Source organism: Azospira sp. I13 (assembly GCF_003112695.1).
Taxonomy (GTDB): Bacteria; Pseudomonadota; Gammaproteobacteria; order Burkholderiales; family Rhodocyclaceae; genus Azospira.
Window position 1 is genome coordinate 163,482 of sequence record NZ_BFBP01000005.1, and the last position, 20,723, is coordinate 184,204.

Annotated in this window: 22 protein-coding genes; 18 read left to right on the forward strand and 4 right to left on the reverse strand. The window is 58.3% G+C overall.

Annotated features, from left to right (window positions below):
* Positions 1-172: 172 nt before the first annotated feature.
* Together AZSI13_RS06160 and fliW are read left to right on the forward strand one after the other, a co-directional pair.
* Complete coding sequence (locus AZSI13_RS06160; RefSeq protein ID WP_109040298.1) at positions 173-2,848, forward strand: EAL domain-containing protein; 2,676 nt, start codon at positions 173-175, stop codon at positions 2,846-2,848.
* Positions 2,849-2,904: 56 nt separating this feature from the next.
* Entirely contained in the window at positions 2,905-3,348 is a 444-nt protein-coding gene (fliW, locus tag AZSI13_RS06165) for a flagellar assembly protein FliW (protein WP_109040299.1), read from the forward strand.
* 215 nt (positions 3,349-3,563) lie between these two features.
* On the opposite strand, the gene AZSI13_RS06170 is transcribed toward fliW, so the two are convergent.
* The gene (locus AZSI13_RS06170) at positions 3,564-4,433 is read right to left on the reverse strand and encodes a helix-turn-helix domain-containing protein (RefSeq protein ID WP_109040300.1); all 870 of its coding nucleotides are present in this window, start codon (positions 4,431-4,433) and stop codon (positions 3,564-3,566) included.
* A 139-nt stretch (positions 4,434-4,572) separates the two neighbouring features.
* Here AZSI13_RS06170 and AZSI13_RS06175 point away from each other — a divergent pair, with 139 nt between their 5' ends.
* From AZSI13_RS06175 to AZSI13_RS06205, 7 genes are all read left to right on the forward strand, one after another.
* A complete protein-coding gene (locus AZSI13_RS06175; protein WP_109040301.1) occupies positions 4,573-5,640 on the forward strand; it encodes an alpha/beta hydrolase in 1,068 nt (355 codons plus the stop codon).
* A 3-nt stretch (positions 5,641-5,643) separates the two neighbouring features.
* On the forward strand, positions 5,644-6,135 hold the full coding sequence (locus tag AZSI13_RS06180; RefSeq protein ID WP_109040302.1) for a hypothetical protein: 492 nt from the start codon (positions 5,644-5,646) through the stop codon (positions 6,133-6,135).
* Positions 6,136-6,183: 48 nt separating this feature from the next.
* On the forward strand, positions 6,184-6,549 hold the full coding sequence (locus tag AZSI13_RS06185) for a VOC family protein (protein WP_109040303.1): 366 nt from the start codon (positions 6,184-6,186) through the stop codon (positions 6,547-6,549).
* A 97-nt stretch (positions 6,550-6,646) separates the two neighbouring features.
* Positions 6,647-7,300, forward strand: coding sequence for a pyridoxamine 5'-phosphate oxidase family protein (locus AZSI13_RS06190; RefSeq protein ID WP_109040304.1), 654 nt, complete (start codon positions 6,647-6,649; stop codon positions 7,298-7,300).
* A complete protein-coding gene (locus AZSI13_RS06195; RefSeq protein WP_201262321.1) occupies positions 7,297-7,827 on the forward strand; it encodes a GNAT family N-acetyltransferase in 531 nt (176 codons plus the stop codon). The genes AZSI13_RS06190 and AZSI13_RS06195 overlap by 4 nt, the downstream gene beginning before the upstream one ends.
* Positions 7,828-7,852: 25 nt before the next feature.
* Positions 7,853-8,335, forward strand: coding sequence for a GNAT family N-acetyltransferase (locus AZSI13_RS06200; RefSeq protein ID WP_109040306.1), 483 nt, complete (start codon positions 7,853-7,855; stop codon positions 8,333-8,335).
* Positions 8,336-8,476: 141 nt separating this feature from the next.
* Positions 8,477-9,157, forward strand: a complete 681-nt coding sequence (locus AZSI13_RS06205; RefSeq protein WP_109040307.1) for an SAM-dependent methyltransferase — start codon at positions 8,477-8,479, stop codon at positions 9,155-9,157.
* 183 nt (positions 9,158-9,340) lie between these two features.
* Here the strand turns inward: AZSI13_RS06205 and AZSI13_RS18370 are convergent, their stop codons facing one another.
* Entirely contained in the window at positions 9,341-9,568 is a 228-nt protein-coding gene (locus AZSI13_RS18370; protein WP_109040308.1) for a LysR substrate-binding domain-containing protein, read from the reverse strand.
* Between the two features lie 17 nt (positions 9,569-9,585).
* Positions 9,586-10,620, reverse strand: a complete 1,035-nt coding sequence (locus tag AZSI13_RS06215; RefSeq protein WP_109040309.1) for a DNA-binding protein — start codon at positions 10,618-10,620, stop codon at positions 9,586-9,588.
* A gap of 135 nt (positions 10,621-10,755) precedes the next feature.
* Here AZSI13_RS06215 and AZSI13_RS06220 point away from each other — a divergent pair, with 135 nt between their 5' ends.
* Entirely contained in the window at positions 10,756-11,949 is a 1,194-nt protein-coding gene (locus AZSI13_RS06220; protein WP_235609687.1) for a tyrosine-type recombinase/integrase, read from the forward strand.
* A 61-nt stretch (positions 11,950-12,010) separates the two neighbouring features.
* On the opposite strand, the gene AZSI13_RS17235 is transcribed toward AZSI13_RS06220, so the two are convergent.
* Positions 12,011-12,712, reverse strand: coding sequence for an energy transducer TonB (locus tag AZSI13_RS17235; RefSeq protein ID WP_133247273.1), 702 nt, complete (start codon positions 12,710-12,712; stop codon positions 12,011-12,013).
* Between the two features lie 276 nt (positions 12,713-12,988).
* Here AZSI13_RS17235 and AZSI13_RS06225 point away from each other — a divergent pair, with 276 nt between their 5' ends.
* The 8 genes from AZSI13_RS06225 (at position 12,989) to AZSI13_RS06260 (ending at position 20,692) form a co-directional block, all read left to right on the forward strand.
* The gene (locus tag AZSI13_RS06225) at positions 12,989-13,924 is read left to right on the forward strand and encodes a chromate resistance protein ChrB domain-containing protein (RefSeq protein WP_109040335.1); all 936 of its coding nucleotides are present in this window, start codon (positions 12,989-12,991) and stop codon (positions 13,922-13,924) included.
* Positions 13,924-15,285, forward strand: coding sequence for a chromate efflux transporter (gene chrA, locus AZSI13_RS06230; protein ID WP_109040310.1), 1,362 nt, complete (start codon positions 13,924-13,926; stop codon positions 15,283-15,285). Before AZSI13_RS06225 ends, chrA begins: the two co-directional genes overlap by 1 nt.
* Positions 15,285-15,650, forward strand: a complete 366-nt coding sequence (locus AZSI13_RS06235; RefSeq protein WP_109040311.1) for a hypothetical protein — start codon at positions 15,285-15,287, stop codon at positions 15,648-15,650. Before chrA ends, AZSI13_RS06235 begins: the two co-directional genes overlap by 1 nt.
* A gap of 13 nt (positions 15,651-15,663) precedes the next feature.
* Positions 15,664-16,125 carry a chromate resistance protein ChrB domain-containing protein gene (locus tag AZSI13_RS06240; RefSeq protein WP_109040312.1) on the forward strand — a complete coding sequence of 154 codons (462 nt, stop codon included), beginning with the start codon at positions 15,664-15,666 and terminating at the stop codon, positions 16,123-16,125.
* 31 nt (positions 16,126-16,156) lie between these two features.
* Positions 16,157-17,350, forward strand: coding sequence for an MFS transporter (locus tag AZSI13_RS06245; RefSeq protein ID WP_235609688.1), 1,194 nt, complete (start codon positions 16,157-16,159; stop codon positions 17,348-17,350).
* Positions 17,351-17,457: 107 nt separating this feature from the next.
* Positions 17,458-18,141, forward strand: coding sequence for a response regulator transcription factor (locus AZSI13_RS06250; protein ID WP_109040314.1), 684 nt, complete (start codon positions 17,458-17,460; stop codon positions 18,139-18,141).
* 2 nt (positions 18,142-18,143) lie between these two features.
* The gene (locus tag AZSI13_RS06255) at positions 18,144-19,607 is read left to right on the forward strand and encodes a cell wall metabolism sensor histidine kinase WalK (protein ID WP_235609690.1); all 1,464 of its coding nucleotides are present in this window, start codon (positions 18,144-18,146) and stop codon (positions 19,605-19,607) included.
* Positions 19,604-20,692 (forward strand): SMP-30/gluconolactonase/LRE family protein, encoded by a 1,089-nt coding sequence (locus AZSI13_RS06260; RefSeq protein WP_109040316.1) that lies wholly within the window; start codon positions 19,604-19,606, stop codon positions 20,690-20,692. Before AZSI13_RS06255 ends, AZSI13_RS06260 begins: the two co-directional genes overlap by 4 nt.
* The last annotated feature ends 31 nt before the right edge of the window (positions 20,693-20,723 follow it).

Consider the following 20,723-nt stretch of genomic DNA (forward strand, 5'->3'; position numbering starts at 1 on the left):
ATGGATGGCCCTGTTCAAACTAAGGTAATATGCGGCATCCATCTTATATGGGATTCCACGAGACTTCCGGGTCAGCCCCCTCCGGAAGAAGGGGAAGTTTCCCGCGCCGGCCGGGTATTGGCGGCCCCTGCCGGCCTGCGTGCTACAAGAATAATCCGCTGAGATCGATTTCTTGACCAAGCAAAACGGTATTTCCTCGCGACAGTTCGTCTATGTCGTTATCGCCCTGTTGGCGTTGGCAGGCTTTTGCGCCTTGCTGGGCCTGGAGCTGAAGCACTCCTACGATACCGAAATCAGCTTTGCCCGCCGTAATGTGGAAAATCTGGCCGTGACCCTGGAAGGGCAGGCCAGGGGCAGCGTCGATAAAATCGATATCGTGCTGCAGGAGGCCCAGCACCTGTTGGCAACCCGCCTGGGCGGTAGCCTCAGCAATGCCGATACGGCGGCCATCAACCAGGAACTGAAGCGCCTGCTGGGCCGTATCCCTGAATCCCAGAGCCTGCGCGTGGCCGATGCCCAGGGGGTGTTCCGCTTCGATGCCACCGGCAAGCCCTCCGGCCAGACCATTGGTGACCGCAGCTACTTTCAGCGCAACAAGCAATCCAAGGACGGTGCGCTGGTCATTTCCGAGCCGATCTTTGCCCGCATCACCCAGAACTGGGTCATTACCTTAAGCCGGCGCCTGGTGGACCGTCAGGGTAATTTTGCCGGCCTGGTCCAGGCGGCGGTCAATGCGGATAGCCTGCAGCAGAACTTTGCCACCCTGAATATCGGCCCGGGCGGGGTCGTCGCCATCTATGACGAGAATCTGCGCCTCATTGCCAGAAGCCCGGCATTGCCCAACCGCCAGGGCAAGAGCATTCTCAACCAGGCTATCAGTGACAACATCCACGACCGGGACCAAGGCTCCTTCGAGGCACTTTCCCACCAGGATGGCATCCGCCGCATATTCGGTTTTCGTCGCCTGGAAAATCTGCCCTTTGTCGTCTTCGTCGGCCTCTCGCGGGATGAAGTACTGGCGGAGTGGTACCGCAAGCTCACCTATTATGGCCTGACGGCCCTGGTGCTGGCCCTGGCCCTGCTGGGCCTGATACTGGTCTGGCAGCGCAGCTACGTCCGCGCCATCGCCATGGCCAACAGCATGAGCAATGCCTATGGGGAATCCGCTTCGCGCATGCGGGCGCTGCTCGACAGCATTCCCGACCTAGCTTGGATCAAGGACCGGGACTTCCGCTTCCATGCCGTGAATGAGGCCTACGCCAGAATGTGCGGACGCCCGGTGCAAGATATCCTCGGCAAAACGGTCTTCCAGATCTGGCCGGAACAACTGGCCCGGGCTTTCCACAATCACGACGAATCGGTGCTGGCAAGCGGCGAGGCCAACCACTTTGAAGTCCAGGTGCCCAATATCGAAGGTAGCCTGCGCACCCTGGATTACATCCGCGTACCGGTGCGGGACGAGGAGGGGAGTGTGGTGGGCATGGCCGGCATTGCCCGGGACATCACGGAACGCAAGGAGGTGGAGGAGAAAATCCGCCGCATGGCCGAGCACGATGCACTGACCGGGCTGCCCAATCGCAGCCTGCTCAGTGTGCGCATGGCCGAATTGATCGCCAGGGCGGCAGACAGCGAAATGCAGCTGGCCTTGCTGTTCCTGGATCTCGACCATTTCAAGAACATCAATGATTCCCTGGGCCATGAAATTGGCGACCTGCTGTTGCAGCAGGTATCCGGCCGCCTGCTCCAGTTCCTGCACGAAGCCGATACCCTGAGCCGCTCCGGCGGGGACGAATTCGCCATTCTCCTTGCCGATTGCAGCGGTGCTCCCATGGTGGGGCGCATTGCCGAGCGACTGCTGGAAGCCATGGCCCAGCCTTTCAGTGTCGATGGGCATGAGCTGGTACTGTCGGCCTCCATTGGCATCAGCATGTATCCCCACGACGGGCATGACCTGGGGACCCTGCTGAAGAATGCCGATGCCGCCATGTTCTCCGCCAAGGCCGCCGGCCGCAACGCCTACCAGTTCTTCACGCCGGAAATGAATGCCCGGGTCTTCGAGCGCCTTTCCCTGGAAAACAGCCTGCGCAAGGCCCTGGCAAGGCAGGAGCTGCTGCTCTATTACCAGCCCCAGTATCGGGTGGAGGATCATCGACTGTTCGGTTTTGAGGCGCTGCTGCGCTGGCGCCATCCTGAACTGGGTTTGGTGCCTCCGGTGCGCTTCATCCCCATTGCGGAGGAAACCAGCCTGATCCTGCCCATCGGCGAATGGGTGATGCGGGAGGCCTGTCGCCAGCAGGTGGCCTGGCAGAAAGCCGGCCTGCCGGCCACGACAGTGGCGGTGAACCTTTCTGCCGTGCAGTTCCGGCAATCCAATTTCGTTGCCCTGGTCCAGAACATCCTTAAGGAAACCGGCCTGCCGGCCCACCAGCTGGAACTGGAAATTACCGAAAGCCTGCTCATGGAGGATACGGAAAGGGCGGTGCAGATCCTCAACGATCTGAAGGACCTGGGCGTACGCCTGGCCCTGGACGATTTCGGTACCGGCTATTCCAGCCTCAGCTATCTCAAGCGTTTCCCCCTGGACAAGATCAAGATCGACCAGTCCTTCGTGCGCGACATGATCCGTGATTCTGGCGATGCCGCCATCATTCAGGCCATCATCGCCATTGCTGGCAAGCTCGGCATGGGTGTCATCGCGGAAGGGGTGGAGAGTAAAGCCCAGCTCGATTACCTGGCTTTCCACCAATGCAGCGAATTCCAGGGCTATCTCTTCAGCCCGCCGGTCCCCGCCGCAGAAGTCCCGGCCCTGCTTAAATCCGCCACTCAAATGCCGGCGTCAATGGCATAATCCAACGCTATATCCAGAACCCAATCCGTCCAGAACACCCCAACAGGAGGCAACCCATGCAAGTTCAGACCCATCTGTTCGGCACCATCGAAATCGATCCCGATACCGTCATCACCTTTCCCGCTGGTCTGACCGGCTTTGAAAAGAGCCTCCGCTACAAGCTGGTCCATGAAGCGGGTGAGGGTGAGCCGGTGAGTTTCACCCTGCAGTCCATCGACGATCCCGCCGTGGCCTTCCAGATTGTCGACCCCACCGCCATCGGCTTCCAGTACGAACTCGAACTCTCCGAGAGCGAACTGGCCACCCTCAAGGTGGAAAAGTCCGAAGACGTAGCCGTCATGCTGCTGCTGTTCAAGCAGGAATCCAACAGCCGCCAGATCGGTGCCAATGTCCGCGCCCCGCTGCTGATCAACGTCAAGACCCGCCTGGGCCTGCAAAAGGTCATCGGCAACGTCCAGCCCCGCATCACGGTGAGCAACCTCAGCTCCCAGGTTGGCTGATCCCGCATTACTCAATGCCCAAAAGGCCCTTGGGAACCCCCAAGGGCCTTTTTTCTGCCTGGCAGGCGGGGAGGGGGCAACTCCCGCAGTACAGAAACACCTTTCACCTGCTTCGGGAACCCAACCCTATCGCTTCTTAAAGTCCATTTCTCCCCCTTGAAACGGACCTGGTGCATCATCCCACGCACTCCTGAAGGAAAAGGGGGTTTGGGCGTTCATTGGCCCTCCCGGACATATCCCTCGATGAGCCGGTAGAACCAGAAAGCCTCGCTGGAGGCGATCTGATTATCAAAGTGCGCAGGCGAAAGCCCCGTTACTCGTCGCACCTCCCGCCCCATGTGGGACTGATCAGCAAACCCGGCATCGACCGCTAATCCCGACAGGTCGATAGCACCGTCCTTCCTGTGTTTTCCGGAGAGTGCAAAGGCCTCCTCCACACGCGAATAGCGTTGTAGCTGCCGATGATTTTGGCCGGTCCAGCTTTTCACCCGGCGTTGCAGTTGCCGCAGGCTGCTTCCCGCTTGGGAAAAGGCGGCTCGACCCAGCAGAGATCGAATCCAGCCTGTCATCAGGGGGCCGCCATAGTTTTCTTGAGAACATTGCCAGAGCGGCTGCAAAAGCGTTTGTAGCTTGAGGAATGGCTCGACTTCACGATCGTCGAACAACGATGTACAGCAGTTCAATAAAGACGCCGGGGCGACTTCTTCCAGAGGGAGCGTTCGGTCGATGTACGCTTCGACGGAGCTCCCCAACAGCCCGCCGATAGCTTCCGGGAAGAAGGCGACGGACATGGCATGGACCGTACCGGGGGACCAGCTCGCAAACGGGCGACTTTGGGGGCCGGAAAACACCAGCGATGGCAGTATCGGACCCAAAACAGGGGGAGAGCCCCTGTCATAAGCTTTCACCATATGCAGCGCCCCCTCAAAAACCCAGGAAATGGAAGCCATTGGGGTGGCGGGGTAATAGTTGAAGCGATCATTCTCCGACAGTAGCGTTCCCCGGGTATCGCGCTCTATTCCCACAAAAATGCAGGCGCCCAGATCAGGGCAGGGGAGTCGCAAGTGGGATCGTGGTGCGGTCATGTCGTTTCCGTTCTAGATACGGCTTCAAGGTTATCGGCACAATTCTACTCATTCAGGCTTTTTCCTTGGATACGTCATGGCGCCACAGCACGGGCTGCTGCCATTTTTTTGTTCACCTGCCAGTAAGAGGCGTTGAAACATGCCAACCACAGTAACCCAAGGCCCTTTTTCCTATCGCGTACGTGGCCTGACGAATTTGCTGGGGACCACATTCCAGGTCTTGGGCCGGCGCGCCGTCGGTAGGCCCTTGGTCAAGGAATGGCCCGTCATTGTCGAAATAGCCACCCTGTTCTGGCGCAAACAGTTCAACCATGCCTTTTCGCTGAAGAGCATCGCCGAAGGGCGCCTCTACTTCGACAGTGTTTATCAGCAACCGGATGACATCCCAGCGGTTGACGTGGTGCCGTCTTCACCCCATGAACCCGCCGGCGACTGGTATGTCCCCCGACACTGCACCAGCGACGTCACCCTGCTGTATTTCCATGGCGGCGGCTACAGTTTCTATGCCGAGGTGTCTCGACTGTTTATTGCCTTGCTGGCTGAGTGGATGGGCACTCGAATATTTGCGCCCAACTATCGCCTCAGCCCTGAACATCCCCACCCGGCACAACTCGACGACGGCATGGCGGCATATCGCTTTCTCCTAGAAGAGGGCGTACAGCCGGAACAGCTGGTGGTCTGCGGTGATTCCGCTGGGGGGCATTTGGCACTGATGACAGCCCTTCATGCGCTGAATGCCGCGTTGCCACTCCCTGCACTGGTGGTGGCACTGAGTCCCTGGACGGACACCGGAATGCGTGGCGCCAGTCAATTCGGCAATGACATCTATGACATGGTTCAGGGGTACATGACCCTTCAGTTTTCCAAATGGCTCAAGGGACAACATCCCTTGAGCGATCGGGAAACTTCTCCGATCTATCACGCATTGCAGGGCTTGCCTCCCATCTATCTGCAAGCAGGCGGAAAGGAAATTCTGGTCGACATGATTCGTGACTTCGCGCGGGAAGTGAAAGGGCAGGGCGGTGCCGTACGCTTGGACGTGTGGGAGCACATGACCCATGAGTTTCACGCCTATGGCAATTTGATACCGGAAAGCCGGCAAGCCCTGAATCTCGTCAAGCAGGCTATCCACCAGGCGACCTCCTCAAAATCCAAAATCAATCTCCCACATCTCCCACAAACTGAAATTGACTGTTTGATTGAATAAGCGATGAAAACTGCAACGCTGGACGAGCAGCTGGAAAATCTGCGGAACATGGGTAAGTCCTGGGTGGGGCTGGCAGCTCAAGGTGTTTTTGTAATACCGGCCCTGATCGTCTTTTACAAGGCATTGACACTGCGTGAATACGGGCTAATTCCGATTGGAATTGGGTTACTTTTCTTTGCACTGATTATTCACCAGGGAATGCCTCATGTCAGGCGGGCGGTTCGAGGAATTGACAGCAATGATCGATGCCGTGGAATTGCAAATATTACGATCGAAGAGACCTCGGAAAATATCTATTACACCGCCGACGTTACAGTCTACCGGCGGGGCCGCTGGGCTATCCCTTTCCGACCACAAGGCTGGATTCCAGAAGCGATGGAATTGTCAGTGGAGTGTCGTTTTATTCGCGGCGTCGATTGGCCGGTATTGCTCATTGCTGAAGTCGGCCTTATCCATCCGACTGGCACACCTAAGGTTATGATTTTGAATACATGACGCAATATCGGTAAATCTATCTTCAATTTTAAATAAAGGAAAACCAAAGTGGCACAACCAAACTTTATTATTCTATTTGTCGACAACCCGCAAAATAGCGCTTCGTTTTATTCAACACTGCTGGGGAAGGAAGCTGTCGAAGCCTCTTCCACTTTTGCCATGTTCGCACTTGATTCCGGATTGATGTTGGGCTTGTGGTCAAAGCACACTGCGGAACCGCTACCGACAGCGGCTGGCGGCGGATGTGAATTGGCAATTTCTGTGGAAAGCGAAGCGCTTGTGGACGAGCATTATGCGCAATGGATCCAGTGGCAGGTGGAAATGTTACAGACTCCAGCCCATCTCGATTTCGGCTATACCTTCTTGGCCCGTGACCCGGATGGTCATCGCCTCAGGGTTTTTTGCCTATCCTAGCCGTGATTTTTCTAGCAGCTCGGAAGGCTGCATTTCATATATACAACATTGATGCTATGCCGTCAGTAAATTGTTAACTTATTAATACTGCTAATAAATGACCGATCCCACCCATAAATCGCCTACTGATCGCACCAAAATTCGCCGCCTTCCTGAACTCGCAAACCATGATCAAGAGATGCTCCATACGATCATTGATGAAGCATACGTCTGCCATGTCGCATTCAGAGCTGGGGATGATGTACATTGCATTCCAACGGCCCATTGGCGGGTCGGTGACAGTATTTATATTCATGGTGCCAATGGCAGCCGTATGGTTAAGGCTCTTTTAAGCGGTGCAAGTGCCTCGGTGGCCATCACACATCTGGATGGTTTGGTGCTGGCAAAGACAGCATTCAACCATGGCATGAATTATCGATCAGCAGTCATCTACGGATGCTTTGATCTCATTGAAAATGATGATGATAAACTTGCTGCATTTGATTATTTCATGGAAAAAATATCAAAAGGCCGCAAGGATGAAGTGCGTCGTGGCAATTCCAAAGAGCTTGGTGCAACATCACTGTTGAAGCTCTCTTTGGAAGAGGCTGCAGTGAAGGTAAGTAATGCCGTACCTAGCGACAGCGAGAAGGATATTGATCGCCAGGTTTGGACTGGCGTACTCCCACTGGCTGTAGTAAGAAAATCACCAATTTCTGCTGATAACAATGCTATTGCAGCCCCGGAATACGTTCAGCACTGGGCAGATTGAGTGCCACCAAGGATATAGCTCCAGTGCCCACATCTGAAGAAACATATAGCATATTGATTTCACGAGCAGGAATTGAAGAGGTTCCCGAGATTGCCGTGATGGTTGGCGAGTTATTGGAGGAAATCATGAATGCCATTAACATCAAGGCGTTTGATCACAACTATTCTGAAACGAATAATCTGCTGATTGATTTTCTCTGCCAAGACAAGTATTTCGTATTTGTTGCTACAGCTTGCGATGGGAACTATCTTGGCTTCATTTCTCTCTATGAAAGCCATGCACTTTACGCAGGTGGATCATTCGGAACAATTGCAGAGCTTTATGTTCGCCCAGATTTCAGAAATAGAAATATTGGTTTGAAATTAGTTTCTTCAGCCAAGTCCTTCGGTTTTTCACGCAACTGGAAACGCCTTGAGGTGACCACGCCACCATTGCCGGAATTTGACAAAACGCTTGCGTTCTATGAACGAGAGGGCTTTGCGGTTAGTGGTGGTCGGAAACTCAAGATTGAACTGGATGCGCACTGATTTAATTCAATCTCGCAGGAAATCCATGACCAGAGATATCACTATTCGCCAGGCCATCCCCGATGACTACCAGCAGGTGATCAGCGTCGTGGATGCATGGTGGGGTGGGCGTCGCATGGCTGACATGCTTCCCAAGCTCTTTTTTGTTCATTTTCAGACTACGTGTTTCATAGCGGAACGGTCTGGTCATTTACTGGGTTTTTTAGTGGGTTTTGTGTCCCAAGCCATTCCAGAAGAAGCCTACATTCATTTCATTGGAATTAGTCCGGAGTTCCGGGGGCGAGAACTCGGACGCGCCTTATATGAACAGTTCTTTGATTCGGTGAGGGAATTTGGCGTCCACACGGTGCGATGTGTTACATCACCCATCAACAAGGGATCTATTGCATTCCATCTACGCATGGGCTTCCATATCCATCCCAGCGTACTGGAAATTGACGGCGTTCCGGTCATTGAAGGTTACGATGGGAAGGGAGAAGACAGGGTACTTTTGGCTAAAGCGTTGTAAGCCGGCCCTGTCTGATTGGTGTCGGAATACGTCTTGGTTCCGTGTTGCCATGCCATGGAAGTACTGGCTGTCCAGCAATAACAGATACAGACAGCTTGTGGTGTTGTCCTTCTCTAACCTGATATTTTTCTAAGTTTAGTTATGGCATTTACGCTGGAAAAAGTTGTTCCCTGGGGACGGTCATATAGGGAGTACATCGATATGTTTTCCCTTTCCGATGAGGATCTACAGCAGCGCATTCTTGGCTGCGGTGACGGCCCCGCTTCCTTCAATGCTGAACATACTAGCCGCGGTGGGTCCGTCGTTTCGCTTGATCCAATTTACGTGTTCGAGGCAGATCAGATTCGGGCACGGATTGGCGAAACATATCAAACAGTAATCACCCAGCTTCGTCAGAATTCAGCGGATTATGTTTGGGACAGCATCCCCTCGGTCGAAATACTTGGCGAGATTCGTCTGTCCGCCATGGAGAAGTTCCTATCCGATTTTGTGAAAGCTAAAGGGGAGGGGCGCTACATCCCTGGGGAGCTGCCGTCGCTACCGTTTCAAGCACAGACTTTTGATCTTGCACTTTCATCGCATTTTCTTTTTCTCTACAGCGACCATCTGACAGAAGAATTCCATATCCACGCATTGTTAGAAATGCTCAGAGTCGCAAATGAAGTTCGAGTTTTCCCCCTGATTACACTTGGCAATACTGCGTCTCCCCACCTGGACGCAGTGCGGAAGCATTTCGAGAATCGTCAATGTTCTGTAGAAATCAGGACGGTAGCGTACGAATTTCAAAGGGGAGCCACAGAAATGCTGGTAATCAAGCAATGAGCGCGATTGACCCAAGATTCCTTCGTACACGTTCGGCTGGGCTACGGTGCCCAGCCGAACTGGCGCATCCAGGACTGGCTAGTGCATATTTGATATTTTACATAATACAAATTATGCGAATAACGAACAGGGAAGGTTCCAGTATCGGCGGCTGATCCAGAGCATCCTTCAAACTCTCCTCACTCATCCAATTCCCGGAATCCTGGCCACTTCTGCGACAAGGAAATCCACCAACCGTCTGACTCTCGGTACGTGAGCCCGTTCCGGCACGATGAGCAGGCTCAAGGGAACTGGTTCAAATACATACTCAGGAAGGATTTGAGTTAGGCGGCCGTCGTCCAGCAGATCATCTACGAGCCACAGATGTGTCAGGGCCAAGCCTCGCCCGGCCAACACGGGTACAGCCGACATACGTGTAAAAATAGGACTTAGCGGCTAATTAAGTCCTGCTGGTGCGGCTTTTCACTTTTCTTCTTCGCTGCCGTTGGCCGCTTTAATGCCTCTTCGAGTCTGGTTTCCGCTCCTATCGCTCTGCGCTCCAGTGATTCAATTTGATCTCCAACGGCGCCAAGTTTGCCACTTGCCGTGGCCACCTGCTGAATTAGTCCTTCGCGCTCCGATTGAAGTTTCTTTATGTCGCCCTGCGCCTGGGTAAAGTCGGCTTGGGCTCGTTCAGCCGTTTGGGTTAGCAATGTGATCTGCCGCCCTATTTGCAGTGCTTCGGCCAGCAACTGCTCATTTTTCTGATTAGCCTTGGAAAGCTGCGACTCAGCCCGTTTCTGGGCCTCCCGGGCTTCGGTGACCTGAAGCATGACATGCTTTTGAACGCCTTCCAGCCTTTCTGTGGCCTTGTTGATTTCCAGCCGAAACGAGCTTTCTTGCGAGGCAATAATCGCCTGTAGCTCCTCAATGCGCTGGCGGTGCTCTGATTTCAAGGTAATGAGCGCCTGTTCAGCATCGGCTTTGGTCGTTGCGATTTGCTGCTCCAGAGCTTTGCTCTTGGCGATGGCAGCATCCTTGGCTGTCCGCTCACCGGCAAGAGCTTCGGACAGTGAATTGAGTTCGGTTTGGCCCCGAACAATATCCGCCTGTAAGCCTTGAATTCGTTGGTCTTGGCCGTTTTTCTCGGATTCCAGGGCTTCGATTTGCGCATTGGCTTGGGCCAGCTGAGATTCAGCCTCTTCTCGGTGTTGATCGAACACCTTTTCTCCATGCTCGACCGCGATTGCCCAGACGTTAATCATTGCGTTCGCCACTGCTGGCGGCAACGCCGCCGTCAGGGCTTCTGCTTTGGCTTGCTCATCTTTCCACAGCTTGAGTTCGTCATTGATTGTGGTTCTGCTGCCTTGCTTGATTTCGGCGTAAATCAGATCCACGGTCAGATCGTGGGGCCGGCGCCCGGCGGCAACGAGGCGTGCGGCTGCTTCTCGGGTACGCAAACGGGTATCGCTGACACGGCTCATGGGCAGGCTCCTGCTGAAGTGGACGACCAACCCCGATCTGGGGTGTAATTGAATAATATATTATCGTATAACGTAATATATGTAATCATTACGACTGAAAATTTACGATAACACCCATAATCAAAATTTTCTGAGGTGTATGCTGCCGAAAGCCAATTTGGAAAATCAGCAGACGCCAAAATCATGTCAGCACCAATACTTCCCATCGAAAACATGCACGTCACAACCTTGCCACCAACGCTGGATGGCACCGAGGGCTCGAACCGTGCCCGGGGAGTTGTTCGTCAGACTGCGGCTGACACCGATGTGGAAGCTATCCGGCTATGGTTGTCCGAATACGCCAATTCCCCGCACACTCTTCGCAACTATCGTAAGGAAGCTGTGAGATTGCTGTTCTGGGCTACCCAAGTCCAGAACAAAGCCTTATCCAGTCTCAACCGCGAAGATTTGCTCGCCTACGAGGCCTTTCTTACTCAGCCATCCGCCGATTGGATTGCTCCAGCCCTACCGCGCCGCGGCGGTGGGCGGCGACTCCTTGATGGACCGCTGTCTGCGTCGAGTGTGCGCCAGGCCATGGGCATCCTGTCTGGACTGTTCGGCTATCTGGTTCAGGCGGGGTATCTGGCAGGCAACCCTCTGGCGCTACGTCGCCAGCGTGGCGGGGTGAAGAACAGCCGTCGTGCAACGGTTGAGCGCTACCTTGAGCACTCCCTGTGGCAAACAGTGCTCGACTTTATCGAGACGCTGCCCCAGGAAACCAATCGGGAATGTCAGCATTACGAACGAGTTCGATGGCTGTTCCGGTTGCTCTATGGAGCCTCGCTGCGTGTGTCAGAAGTGGCTCAGGCGAAGTCCAGCGACCTTATGCAACGACGAGGAAAATGGTGGTTACTGGTGGTCGGCAAGGGGGGCACCGAAGGCGATGTGCCCATAAGTGAGCAATTGATCACTGATTTGGCACGCTATCGGCTGTTTTATGGCCTATCCGCCATGCCTTCAGCACTGGAAAATACACCACTCGTCATGTCGGTCGCCGGTCGGACAGACAAATTCCTCACGCCGACGGCGGTGTATCTAGTGGTCAAGGAGGTCTTTCTCCGTGCTGCCACCTTCATCGAGACGAGTAATCCGTCAGGCGCTTCGACATTGCGCCGCGCCTCTACTCACTGGCTGCGCCACACTTCGGCCACGCATCAGGCCGATGCGGGTAACGACATTCGGTACATCCAGAAAAACCTGCGACATGCATCGATCGAGACGACGGCAATCTATTTACATGCTGAAGATGACCGGCGTCACGCTGAAACAACTGGAGAGAGTCACAAATAGGCGACTTAAAAGCACGCTTTTATAAGAGGTGCTGCAACGATAGGTGCTTGATCACTTTTAATCATCGGCCCCACCGCCATTGATCCGTCTGGCGCTTCATTTCGTGCTCCTCCTCTTCGATGGTGGGCGCGGTTGAGTCTGGCGGACAACCCTTGGGTGGCGGGGGACGGTGCTCCCGCCGCACCACCTTGTGAGCGGAAGAGCCATCCCATGCAAACGGGTTCTTGAAAGGCTCGGGTTCCGGCAGGCAATCCAGTTGATAGCTGGGCGGCCAGCCGGTCTCATAAGATAGAAACGAGATGGTATGGTCAAAGACAAGCGGCTTTCCCGTCGGCGTCGGCGGCATGGGGGGCAGCTTCTGGATAACCTCCCAGGCGAGTTTTGAGGCTGCATCCGACGTTGACCATAGTTCTTTCACGCTGGCGATCGTTCCGTCGGGCGCGATCTCGATACGAAATCGAACCTGTCCTTGGCCGGGACCTTCTACCGCTGTTCCCATCATGCTGCGAACCTGTTGCCCCCAAGCATAGCGATAACGCTTGCTGTTCCTGAGCGTATAGGAGGAAGCCAACTGCCATTCCTCGGCCGTCGGCGCGGGTGGTGCCGGCATGGATACTGGCACCTTTTCCGGAAGTGGGGCTGCCGGAGTTTCTGGCATCGCCTGCGGTATGGCGAGTTTTGGTGATTTTGGCGGTTTGGATGGCCGGGGTGGTTGAGCTTTCTGTGGTTCAGGCGGTAGTGCTTGCATTTCCGGTTCAGCCATGATGCGTAGCTGTAAGGGTTCTTCAGCCAGGGGTGACTTCGACTTTTCAAGCAACCATGACTGCAACAGACTGGCATGAAACGCCAGAGACAAAGTGAAGGCAATGAGAAAGCCCCGCCTCGACCGGAGCATCGTCAAACCCGTGGGCACAGCTGAAATAAAGATGCTGGATAGGTATCGTCAGGCATTTCAGAGTTCTGCAAATCGCTTTGGTTTCCACGGTATATCACAAAGTGCTTATTTGTAGAAATATCTACCTAGCTGTAGAGTATGTTCATGCATACATGGATTTTACTCATTACTAGCCTCCCGACCGAGAACGCGACGGCTCGCATGCGCGCCTGGCGCAGCCTCAAGGCATCAGGTGCCACGGTCTTGCGGGATGGTGTCTATCTGATGCCGGAACGGGAGGACTGCCGAGCCACGCTTGAGTCCGTCGCAACGGATGTTCGGGCTGCCGACGGGACCGCCTTGGTCGTCCGCATTGAAGAACCCAGCGACGGCAACTTCGTCTCCCTCTTTGACCGTAGTGCTGACTTTGCCAATCTGCTGGGTGAAATTTCACTTGCCCGTGAAGGACTGCATCCGGAATCAGCAAACGACGTACTGAAGCAGGCGCGCCGACTGCGCAAGACCTTCACCAATCTTGTTGCCATCGATTTTTTCCCTGGCGAAGCACAGAAACAGGCTGATGAAGCCCTGCGTGATCTCGAACAACGTGCCGCTTGGGCACTTTCCCCGGATGAGCCACGCCCCATCAACGAAGCGATTGGCCGTTTGGATCTTGCCGATTATCGCGGGCGCATCTGGGCAACGCGTCAGCGCCCGTGGGTGGACCGGCTGGCCAGTGCCTGGTTGATTCGCCGCTGCATCGACCCGCAGGCCAAGTTGCTTTGGCTGATGACCCCTTCTGATTGCCCGGCCGATGCCTTGGGTTTTGACTTCGATGGCGCAACTTTCACCCATGTCGGCGCCCGAGTGACCTTCGAGGTGCTGCTTGCCAGCTTTGGCCTGGAAACACCGGCCCTGCAACGCTTCGGTGCCTTGGTGCATTTTCTGGATGTCGGCGGGGTTCAGCCGCCCGAAGCGGCGGGTATCGAAGGCGCCTTGGCCGGTCTGCGCGACACCATCCTCAACGACGACCAACTTCTTGCATTAGCCAGCAACATCTTTGACGGACTACTGGCCTCCTTTGAGAAAGGCCAAAAATAATGAATCAGACCCTGACAGAAAAATCCGAAACGCCCGACAACGCGCCCATTGAGGTCAGCTTCTGGCAGGCCTTCCTGTTCTGGCTGAAGCTCGGCTTCATCAGCTTTGGTGGTCCGGCCGGACAGATTTCGATCATGCACCAAGAGTTGGTCGAGAACCGGCGCTGGATTTCCGAGCGGCGTTTTCTGCACGCGCTGAACTACTGTATGGTGCTGCCCGGTCCGGAAGCCCAGCAACTGGCGACCTATATCGGCTGGCTGATGCACCGAACCTGGGGCGGGATTATCGCCGGGGTCCTGTTCGTTTTGCCCTCGCTGTTCATCCTGATCGCCTTGTCCTGGGTCTATATCGCCTTCGGTGAGATGCCGCTGGTTGCCGGCTTGTTCTACGGCATCAAGCCCGCAGTAACGGCTATTGTCGTCCAAGCTGCCCATCGCATCGGCTCCCGTGCTCTGAAGAACAATGTACTGTGGGCCATCGCTGCAGCCTCTTTCGTTGCCATCTTCGCGCTCAATGTGCCGTTCCCGGCCATTGTCGCAGCAGCGGCGGCTATCGGTTACTTCGGTGGACGCATCGCGCCAGACAAGTTCAAGGCTGGCGGCGGGCACGGTAAGGCTGAAAAGTCCTTTGGCCGGGCGCTGATCGACGACGATACGCCAACCCCGACGCACGCCCTGTTCAAGTGGAAACGGCTGCTGGAGATCGCCGTCATCGGCAGCCTGCTTTGGCTGATCCCGATGGGCCTGCTGACGGCCAGCTATGGCTGGGATCACACGCTGACCCAGATGGGCTGGTTCTTCACCAAGGCGGCACTGCTCACTTTCGGCGGCGCCTACGCCGTACTGCCTTACGTCTACCAGGGGGCTGTCGGGCAATACGGTTGGCTGACCCCGACCCAAATGATCGATGGCCTGGCGCTGGGCGAAACTACGCCCGGGCCGTTGATCATGGTGGTGGCTTTTGTCGGCTTCGTCGGTGGCTACGTCAAGGCGGTGTTTGGTCCGGACAGCCTGTTCCTGGCCGGTGCAGTGGCGGCCTCGCTGGTTACCTGGTTCACCTTCCTACCGTCCTTCATCTTCATCCTGGCTGGCGGGCCACTCGTCGAGACGACCCATAACGACCTCAAGTTCACTGCCCCGCTGACCGCCATCACGGCTGCCGTGGTCGGCGTCATCCTGAACCTGGCCATGTTCTTCGGCTACCACGTGCTGTGGCCAAAGGGCTTCGCCGGCACCTTCGACTGGATTTCCGCCTTTATTGCGCTGGCTGCCGCAGTTGCGCTCTTCCGCTTCAAGGCGAACGTCATTCATGTCATCGCCGCTTGTGCGGTCGTCGGCCTCGTGGTCAAAACGCTGCTGTGATGGCGACCAGCCTTCTCCGCCTCGGTGTCGCTTTAGTGGGGTGCTTCATCGCAACCCTCCCAGTGTTTGCGGCGGAGAAGTTCAAGCGCCTCTCACCCGATGAATTCATGCGCCAGTTTGTCGGCCATACAGTGGGTGACGAGGCTCACTGGTCCTATCACTTCACGAATGCTGCGGTCGACGCCATGGATTTGGGAAAAACGAGACGCGGTCTCTGGCGTTTCACCCACGGCGAACTCTGCATGGATTTTACGGAGCGCGGCAAACCTGTCGCCGAGTGCTACGAGATCCTGATTTCCGGCAAGAACGTCCGTTTCCTGCGTGACGGCGTGTTAATCGTCGAAGGCTGGCTGGTCGACGAGTGAAAGGAGAAACATCATGAAATGGATTACCCGCGAACGCCCGAAGATCGACCGTATCGCCTGCCCCTGGCTGGTGGCGCGTTTTATCGACGAGGCCCCGGAGTTTCTCTACGTCCCGGCCGGCGATGTGATGCGCATCGCCAGCGAAACCGGCGCCACGCCGTATGACGTGCCTGGCGTCGAACTCGGCCACCATGGCGAGTTGTGCAGTTTCGACGCCTTCATCACGAAATATGGGATACGGGACAAGGCACTCGACCGCCTCGCCCTGATTGTCCGCGGCGCCGACTGCGGGCAGCCGGAATTAGCGAAGGAAGCGGCTGGGTTGCTGGCCATATCCAAGGGGCTGTCCCTGAACTTCGAGGACGACCACGAGATGTTCAAGCATGGCATGGTGATCTACGACGCCCTCTACGCTTGGTGCGGCGATTCCCCGCTCAAACAGGCCGGGCGTTTCCTCCGGAAGTTGACAGGCTGATGCAATAGCACCCCATCAGTCAGAGGAAATCATGCTTCCGGACCGTTCGGCGCGAATGATATTGATCGGCAAGGGGCTGCGCTCCTTCGCCGACGGGTATGTCGCTGTCTTGCTACCGGCCTACCTGCTGGCCTTGGGGTTCAACCAGTTCGAGGTCGGGCTGCTCGGCACGCTGACCCTGGCGGGGTCGGCATTGGCGACGCTGGCCATCGGTTCGCTCGGCCATTGCTGGCCGCATCGCCGCCTGTTGCTTGCCGCCGCGCTGGTGATGGCCGCCACCGGCATCGCCTTTGCCTCGCTCACCTCATTCTGGCCGCTGGCATTGATTGCCTTCGTCGGCACCCTGAATCCCAGCTCCGGCGACGTCAGCGTATTTATGCCCCTCGAACAGGCGCGACTGGCCAATACAGCCGATGGTGAGTCGCGCACCGTACTGTTTTCCTACTACACCGTAACGGGATCGCTTTGCGCAGCGGTAGGAGCCTTGGCATCAGGGCTGCCAGTCTGGTTTTCGACTGCTGGCGGCGTTGCTTTGCTTGATGCCATGCGCCTGATGTTCGCGGGCTACGGCTGCATCGGTGCCATGGTCTGGTTGCTCTACCGCAGGCTCCCCGGCAACGGCGGGCAGGTGCCGTTGCCGCCGACTCCGCTCGGGCCATCTCGCCACACGGTATTCAAACTGGCTGCCCTGTTCAGCGTCGATGCATTTGCTGGCGGGCTGGTGGTCAATTCCTTGTTGGCCCTATGGCTGTTCGAGCGTTTCGGCATGTCACTGGCGGCGGCTGGAGCGTTCTTCTTTTGGGCCGGACTCCTGACGACGGCATCGCAATGGATCGCGCCTCGGGTAGCGCAGCGTATCGGGCTGCTCAACACCATGGTGTTCACGCATATACCGGCCAACCTTTGCCTCATCCTCGCCGCACTGGCGCCCAGCCTGGAGATTTCCATAGCATTGCTATTTGCCCGTAGCGCCTTGTCACAAATGGACGTGCCCACCCGCGCGGCCTATGTCATGGCTGTGGTAACGCCACCGGAACGCACGGCGGCGGCGAGTTTCACCGCCGTGCCACGCAGCCTGGCCGCGGCCGTTAGCCCCTCTCTGGGTGGCGCTCTGTTCGCCGCCGGCTGGCTGGCCGCACCGCTGGTCCTCTGTGGGGCCTTGAAGATTGCCTACGATCTGGCACTTTGGCGGGCTTTCCGCCACCAGAATAAATCAGCGTCATGAAACAACACCTTGGCCGGCCTGATCCTGAAGGGAAATTCAGAAATACTTCAGTAGACCTGCGTCATGCCGAGTCATAGATTGTTGGCTTTGGTTTCCACCACTTTGTCATGCGCATCCTGATCATCGAAGACCAGCCGAAAGTCGCCCAGTCCGTCAAGCACGGGCTGGAGACCGAGCGCTTCGACGTGACGGTGGCGGCCACCGGGGAGGACGGTTTCTTTCTCGTCTCGTCGCAGGTGTTCGACCTGCTCATCCTCGATCTCATGCTACCCGGCCGCGACGGCCTGGAGATCCTGCGCACGCTGCGCAGCCGGGGGCTGGCAACACCGGTGATCATCCTCTCGGCGCGGGACACGGTGGAGGACCGCATCCGCGGCCTTGACCTCGGCGCCGACGACTACCTCGTCAAGCCCTTCGCCTTCGAGGAGCTGCTGGCGCGCATCCGGGCGCTGCTGCGGCGCGGGCGGGCCCAGGACGTGCTGCGCTTCGCCGTGGCGGACCTGGAGGTGGACCGGGTCACGCGCCGTGTGGCGCGCGGCGGGCGGGACGTGGAACTCACCGCGCACGAATACGAACTGCTCGACTATCTGCTGCTGCACCAGGGCCGCGTGGTGTCGCGCGAGATGCTCGCGCGCGACGTCTGGCGCGAAGTGGCGCGCGCCACGCCGCTGGACAACGTCATCGACGTGCACATCGCCCGGCTGCGCCGCAAGATCGACAATGGTCACGGACATCCGCTGATCCACACGGTGCGCGGGGTCGGTTTCGTGCTCCAGGAGCAGGCGCCGTGATCATGGCCTGGCGTCGGCTGACCCTGCGCTCCCGGCTCACCGCCGCCTTCGCGCTGGTGTTCGGCGCCATGCTGCTGGCCTATGCGCTGGCCGTCTATTTGCTGATCCGTGACCGCTTCGCCGCGGAGCTGGATCACCGGCTGGACCAGGAACTGGAGATCGCCGAGCGCAGCATCGCGCGCGATGCCGGTGGCCGCCTGGCCTGGCGCCGCGTCCACGGGCCGGAACATGAAGAGGACCAGCGCGGCGAGGGCCAGCGGCTGCGCAACGTGTCCTGGCTCGATGTCTGGCGCGCCGACGGCACGCTCGCCCTGCGCCGCCAGGACGCGGCGACCGACTCGGGGGAGACGCCCGTCCTGCCGCTCGACACGGCCTGGACGGGCCTGCGTTCCCTGGAGCTTCCCGGCGAGGTGCACCTGCGGCTGCTGCAGCGCCGCGTCTCCCTCGAAGGCGAAATGCTGCTGATGCGTGCCGCGCTGCGCGAGGACGACTTCGCGCGCGGCCTCGTGGTCGTCCTGTGGGTGATGGCCGGTGGTCTGCCGCTCGCCCTGCTGGCGGCGGCCGCGGGCGCCTATTGGCTCGCGGGCCGGGGGCTCGCGCCCATCCACCGCATGGCCGAGGAGGCCGAGGCCATCCACGCCGGCCGGCTGGACGCGCGGCTTCCCGTGGCCAACCCGTTCGACGAGCCGGGGCGGCTTGCCGTCGCTTTCAACGCGCTGCTGGCCCGGCTGGAGGCGGCCTTCGGAGAGCTCGGGCGTTTCACCGCCGATGCCTCCCACGAATTGCGCACGCCGCTGACGGTGATTCGCAGCGTGGGCGAGGTGGGTCTGCGCGAGCCGCACTCCGAAGCCGAGTACCGCAACATCATCGGTACCATGCTGGAGGAGGTGGACCGGCTCACTCTCCTGACCACCATGCTGCTCGAACTCACCCGCGCCGAAGGCCGGCGAACGGCGACAAAGCGCGAATCGATCGACCTGCGCGAGCTCATCCGGGACGCGGCCGGCTTCCTCGGTGTGCTGGCCGAGGAGGGGCGCGTGCGCATCGACCTCGACCTGCCCGATGCCCCGGTTCCGGTTTCGGGCGACTGGACGATGCTGCGCCAAGCCGTCATCAATCTACTGGACAACGCCATCAAGCACAGTCCGCCGGACGCCGTGGTGGCCATCGCCTGCCGCACGCATGCCGGCCTCGCCGAAATCACCGTGGCGGACCAGGGACCGGGCATTCCGGCGGAGCATCTGCCCCATGTCTTCGACCGGTTCTACCGGGTAGATGCCGCCCGCGGCCGGCAGGACGGAGACCGCCGCGGCGGTTTCGGCCTGGGGCTCGCCATCGCCCGCTGGGCGGTGGAGGCCCACGGCGGGCGCATCGCAGCGGAAAGCAACCCGGGCCAAGGCAGCGTGTTCCGCATCGCATTGCCTCGCGAAAGAACCCTCTCACATCCAGAAGGAACCACACCATGAAGTATCTGTTTGCGGCCATCGTGGCCGCGCTCACTGTCGGCGGCGTCGCGGCCGGCACCGAGCCTGAAGCATCGGTTTTCCCCAAGACTCTGCCGTTTCCCGAGGTCCGGACCCTGGCTGGAGACGGCCAGCCGGGCGCGGCGGACGGCTCGCCGGGCCGTGTCAACCGGCCTCATGGCCTGTCATACGGCAATGACGGCAGCCTCTATTTCGCCGACCGCGGCAACCATCAGGTGCGGGTGCTGAGATCCGGCGGCACGGTGGCCACCGTGGCGGGAACGGGCAAGGCCGGCTTTGCCGACGGCCCCGCCCACGCGGCCCGGTTCAACGAACCCATCGCCGTTGCGGTCGAGCGTAGCGGGGCCGTCTATGTCGCCGACCGCAACAATCATCGCATCCGCAAGATCAGGCCGGACGGCACGGTCATCACGCTGGCGGGCGGCGATTCGGCCGGCTTCGTCGATGGCGACCTGAAATCGGCGCGCTTCAACCAGCCCTACGGTGTCGCCCTGGATGCCGCGCAGACCACGCTCTACGTCGCCGACTACCTCAACCACGCCATCCGCCGCATCGATCTCGTGCTGGACAAGGTGGACACGCTCGCCGGCAACGGCGCGCCCGGCTTCGCCGACGGCCAGCGCGGCACGGCGCGCTTCAACCAGCCCTACAACGTGCGCATCGACGGTCAGGGGCGCCTGTGGGTGCCCGACCAGTTGAACCATGCCGTCCGCCGGGTCACGCCCGCAGGCGAGGTGACGACGGTTGCGGGTGCCGGCAAGGCAGGCTACGCCGACGGCCCGGCCGCCACGGCGCGGTTCGACAATCCGACCGGTATCGCGCCACTGCCCAATGGCGCCGTCGTCGTGGCCGACCGCAACAACAATCGCCTGCGCCTGGTCACTCCCGACGGCGCGGTCACCACCCTGGCGGGTACGGGCGAAGCCGGATTCGCCGATGGCGAGGTCGCCTCCGCCCGCTTCAACCAGCCGCTGGACGTGGAGTTCGACGACAGCATGTCGCGCGTGCTGGTGTCCGAGGACAAGGGCCATCGCCTGCGCGTGCTGCCCAAGGATACCCGGCGCTGATGATCTTCCCCATCCATCCAACTGAAAGGAA

Bases quoted from the DNA above. Each gene is read 5' to 3' on its own strand.
- fliW (WP_109040299.1), top strand. From the start codon at position 2,905: ATGCAAGTTCAGACCCATCTGTTCGGCACCATCGAAATCGATCCCGAT.
- AZSI13_RS06170 (WP_109040300.1), bottom strand. From the start codon at position 4,433: ATGACCGCACCACGATCCCACTTGCGACTCCCCTGCCCTGATCTGGGC.
- AZSI13_RS06175 (WP_109040301.1), top strand. From the start codon at position 4,573: ATGCCAACCACAGTAACCCAAGGCCCTTTTTCCTATCGCGTACGTGGC.
- AZSI13_RS06180 (WP_109040302.1), top strand. From the start codon at position 5,644: ATGAAAACTGCAACGCTGGACGAGCAGCTGGAAAATCTGCGGAACATG.
- AZSI13_RS06190 (WP_109040304.1), top strand. From the start codon at position 6,647: ATGACCGATCCCACCCATAAATCGCCTACTGATCGCACCAAAATTCGC.
- AZSI13_RS06200 (WP_109040306.1), top strand. From the start codon at position 7,853: ATGACCAGAGATATCACTATTCGCCAGGCCATCCCCGATGACTACCAG.
- AZSI13_RS06205 (WP_109040307.1), top strand. From the start codon at position 8,477: ATGGCATTTACGCTGGAAAAAGTTGTTCCCTGGGGACGGTCATATAGG.
- AZSI13_RS18370 (WP_109040308.1), bottom strand. From the start codon at position 9,568: ATGTCGGCTGTACCCGTGTTGGCCGGGCGAGGCTTGGCCCTGACACAT.
- AZSI13_RS06215 (WP_109040309.1), bottom strand. From the start codon at position 10,620: ATGAGCCGTGTCAGCGATACCCGTTTGCGTACCCGAGAAGCAGCCGCA.
- AZSI13_RS17235 (WP_133247273.1), bottom strand. From the start codon at position 12,712: ATGGCTGAACCGGAAATGCAAGCACTACCGCCTGAACCACAGAAAGCT.
- AZSI13_RS06225 (WP_109040335.1), top strand. From the start codon at position 12,989: ATGCATACATGGATTTTACTCATTACTAGCCTCCCGACCGAGAACGCG.
- chrA (WP_109040310.1), top strand. From the start codon at position 13,924: ATGAATCAGACCCTGACAGAAAAATCCGAAACGCCCGACAACGCGCCC.
- AZSI13_RS06235 (WP_109040311.1), top strand. From the start codon at position 15,285: ATGGCGACCAGCCTTCTCCGCCTCGGTGTCGCTTTAGTGGGGTGCTTC.
- AZSI13_RS06240 (WP_109040312.1), top strand. From the start codon at position 15,664: ATGAAATGGATTACCCGCGAACGCCCGAAGATCGACCGTATCGCCTGC.
- AZSI13_RS06245 (WP_235609688.1), top strand. From the start codon at position 16,157: ATGCTTCCGGACCGTTCGGCGCGAATGATATTGATCGGCAAGGGGCTG.
- AZSI13_RS06250 (WP_109040314.1), top strand. From the start codon at position 17,458: ATGCGCATCCTGATCATCGAAGACCAGCCGAAAGTCGCCCAGTCCGTC.
- AZSI13_RS06255 (WP_235609690.1), top strand. From the start codon at position 18,144: ATGGCCTGGCGTCGGCTGACCCTGCGCTCCCGGCTCACCGCCGCCTTC.
- AZSI13_RS06260 (WP_109040316.1), top strand. From the start codon at position 19,604: ATGAAGTATCTGTTTGCGGCCATCGTGGCCGCGCTCACTGTCGGCGGC.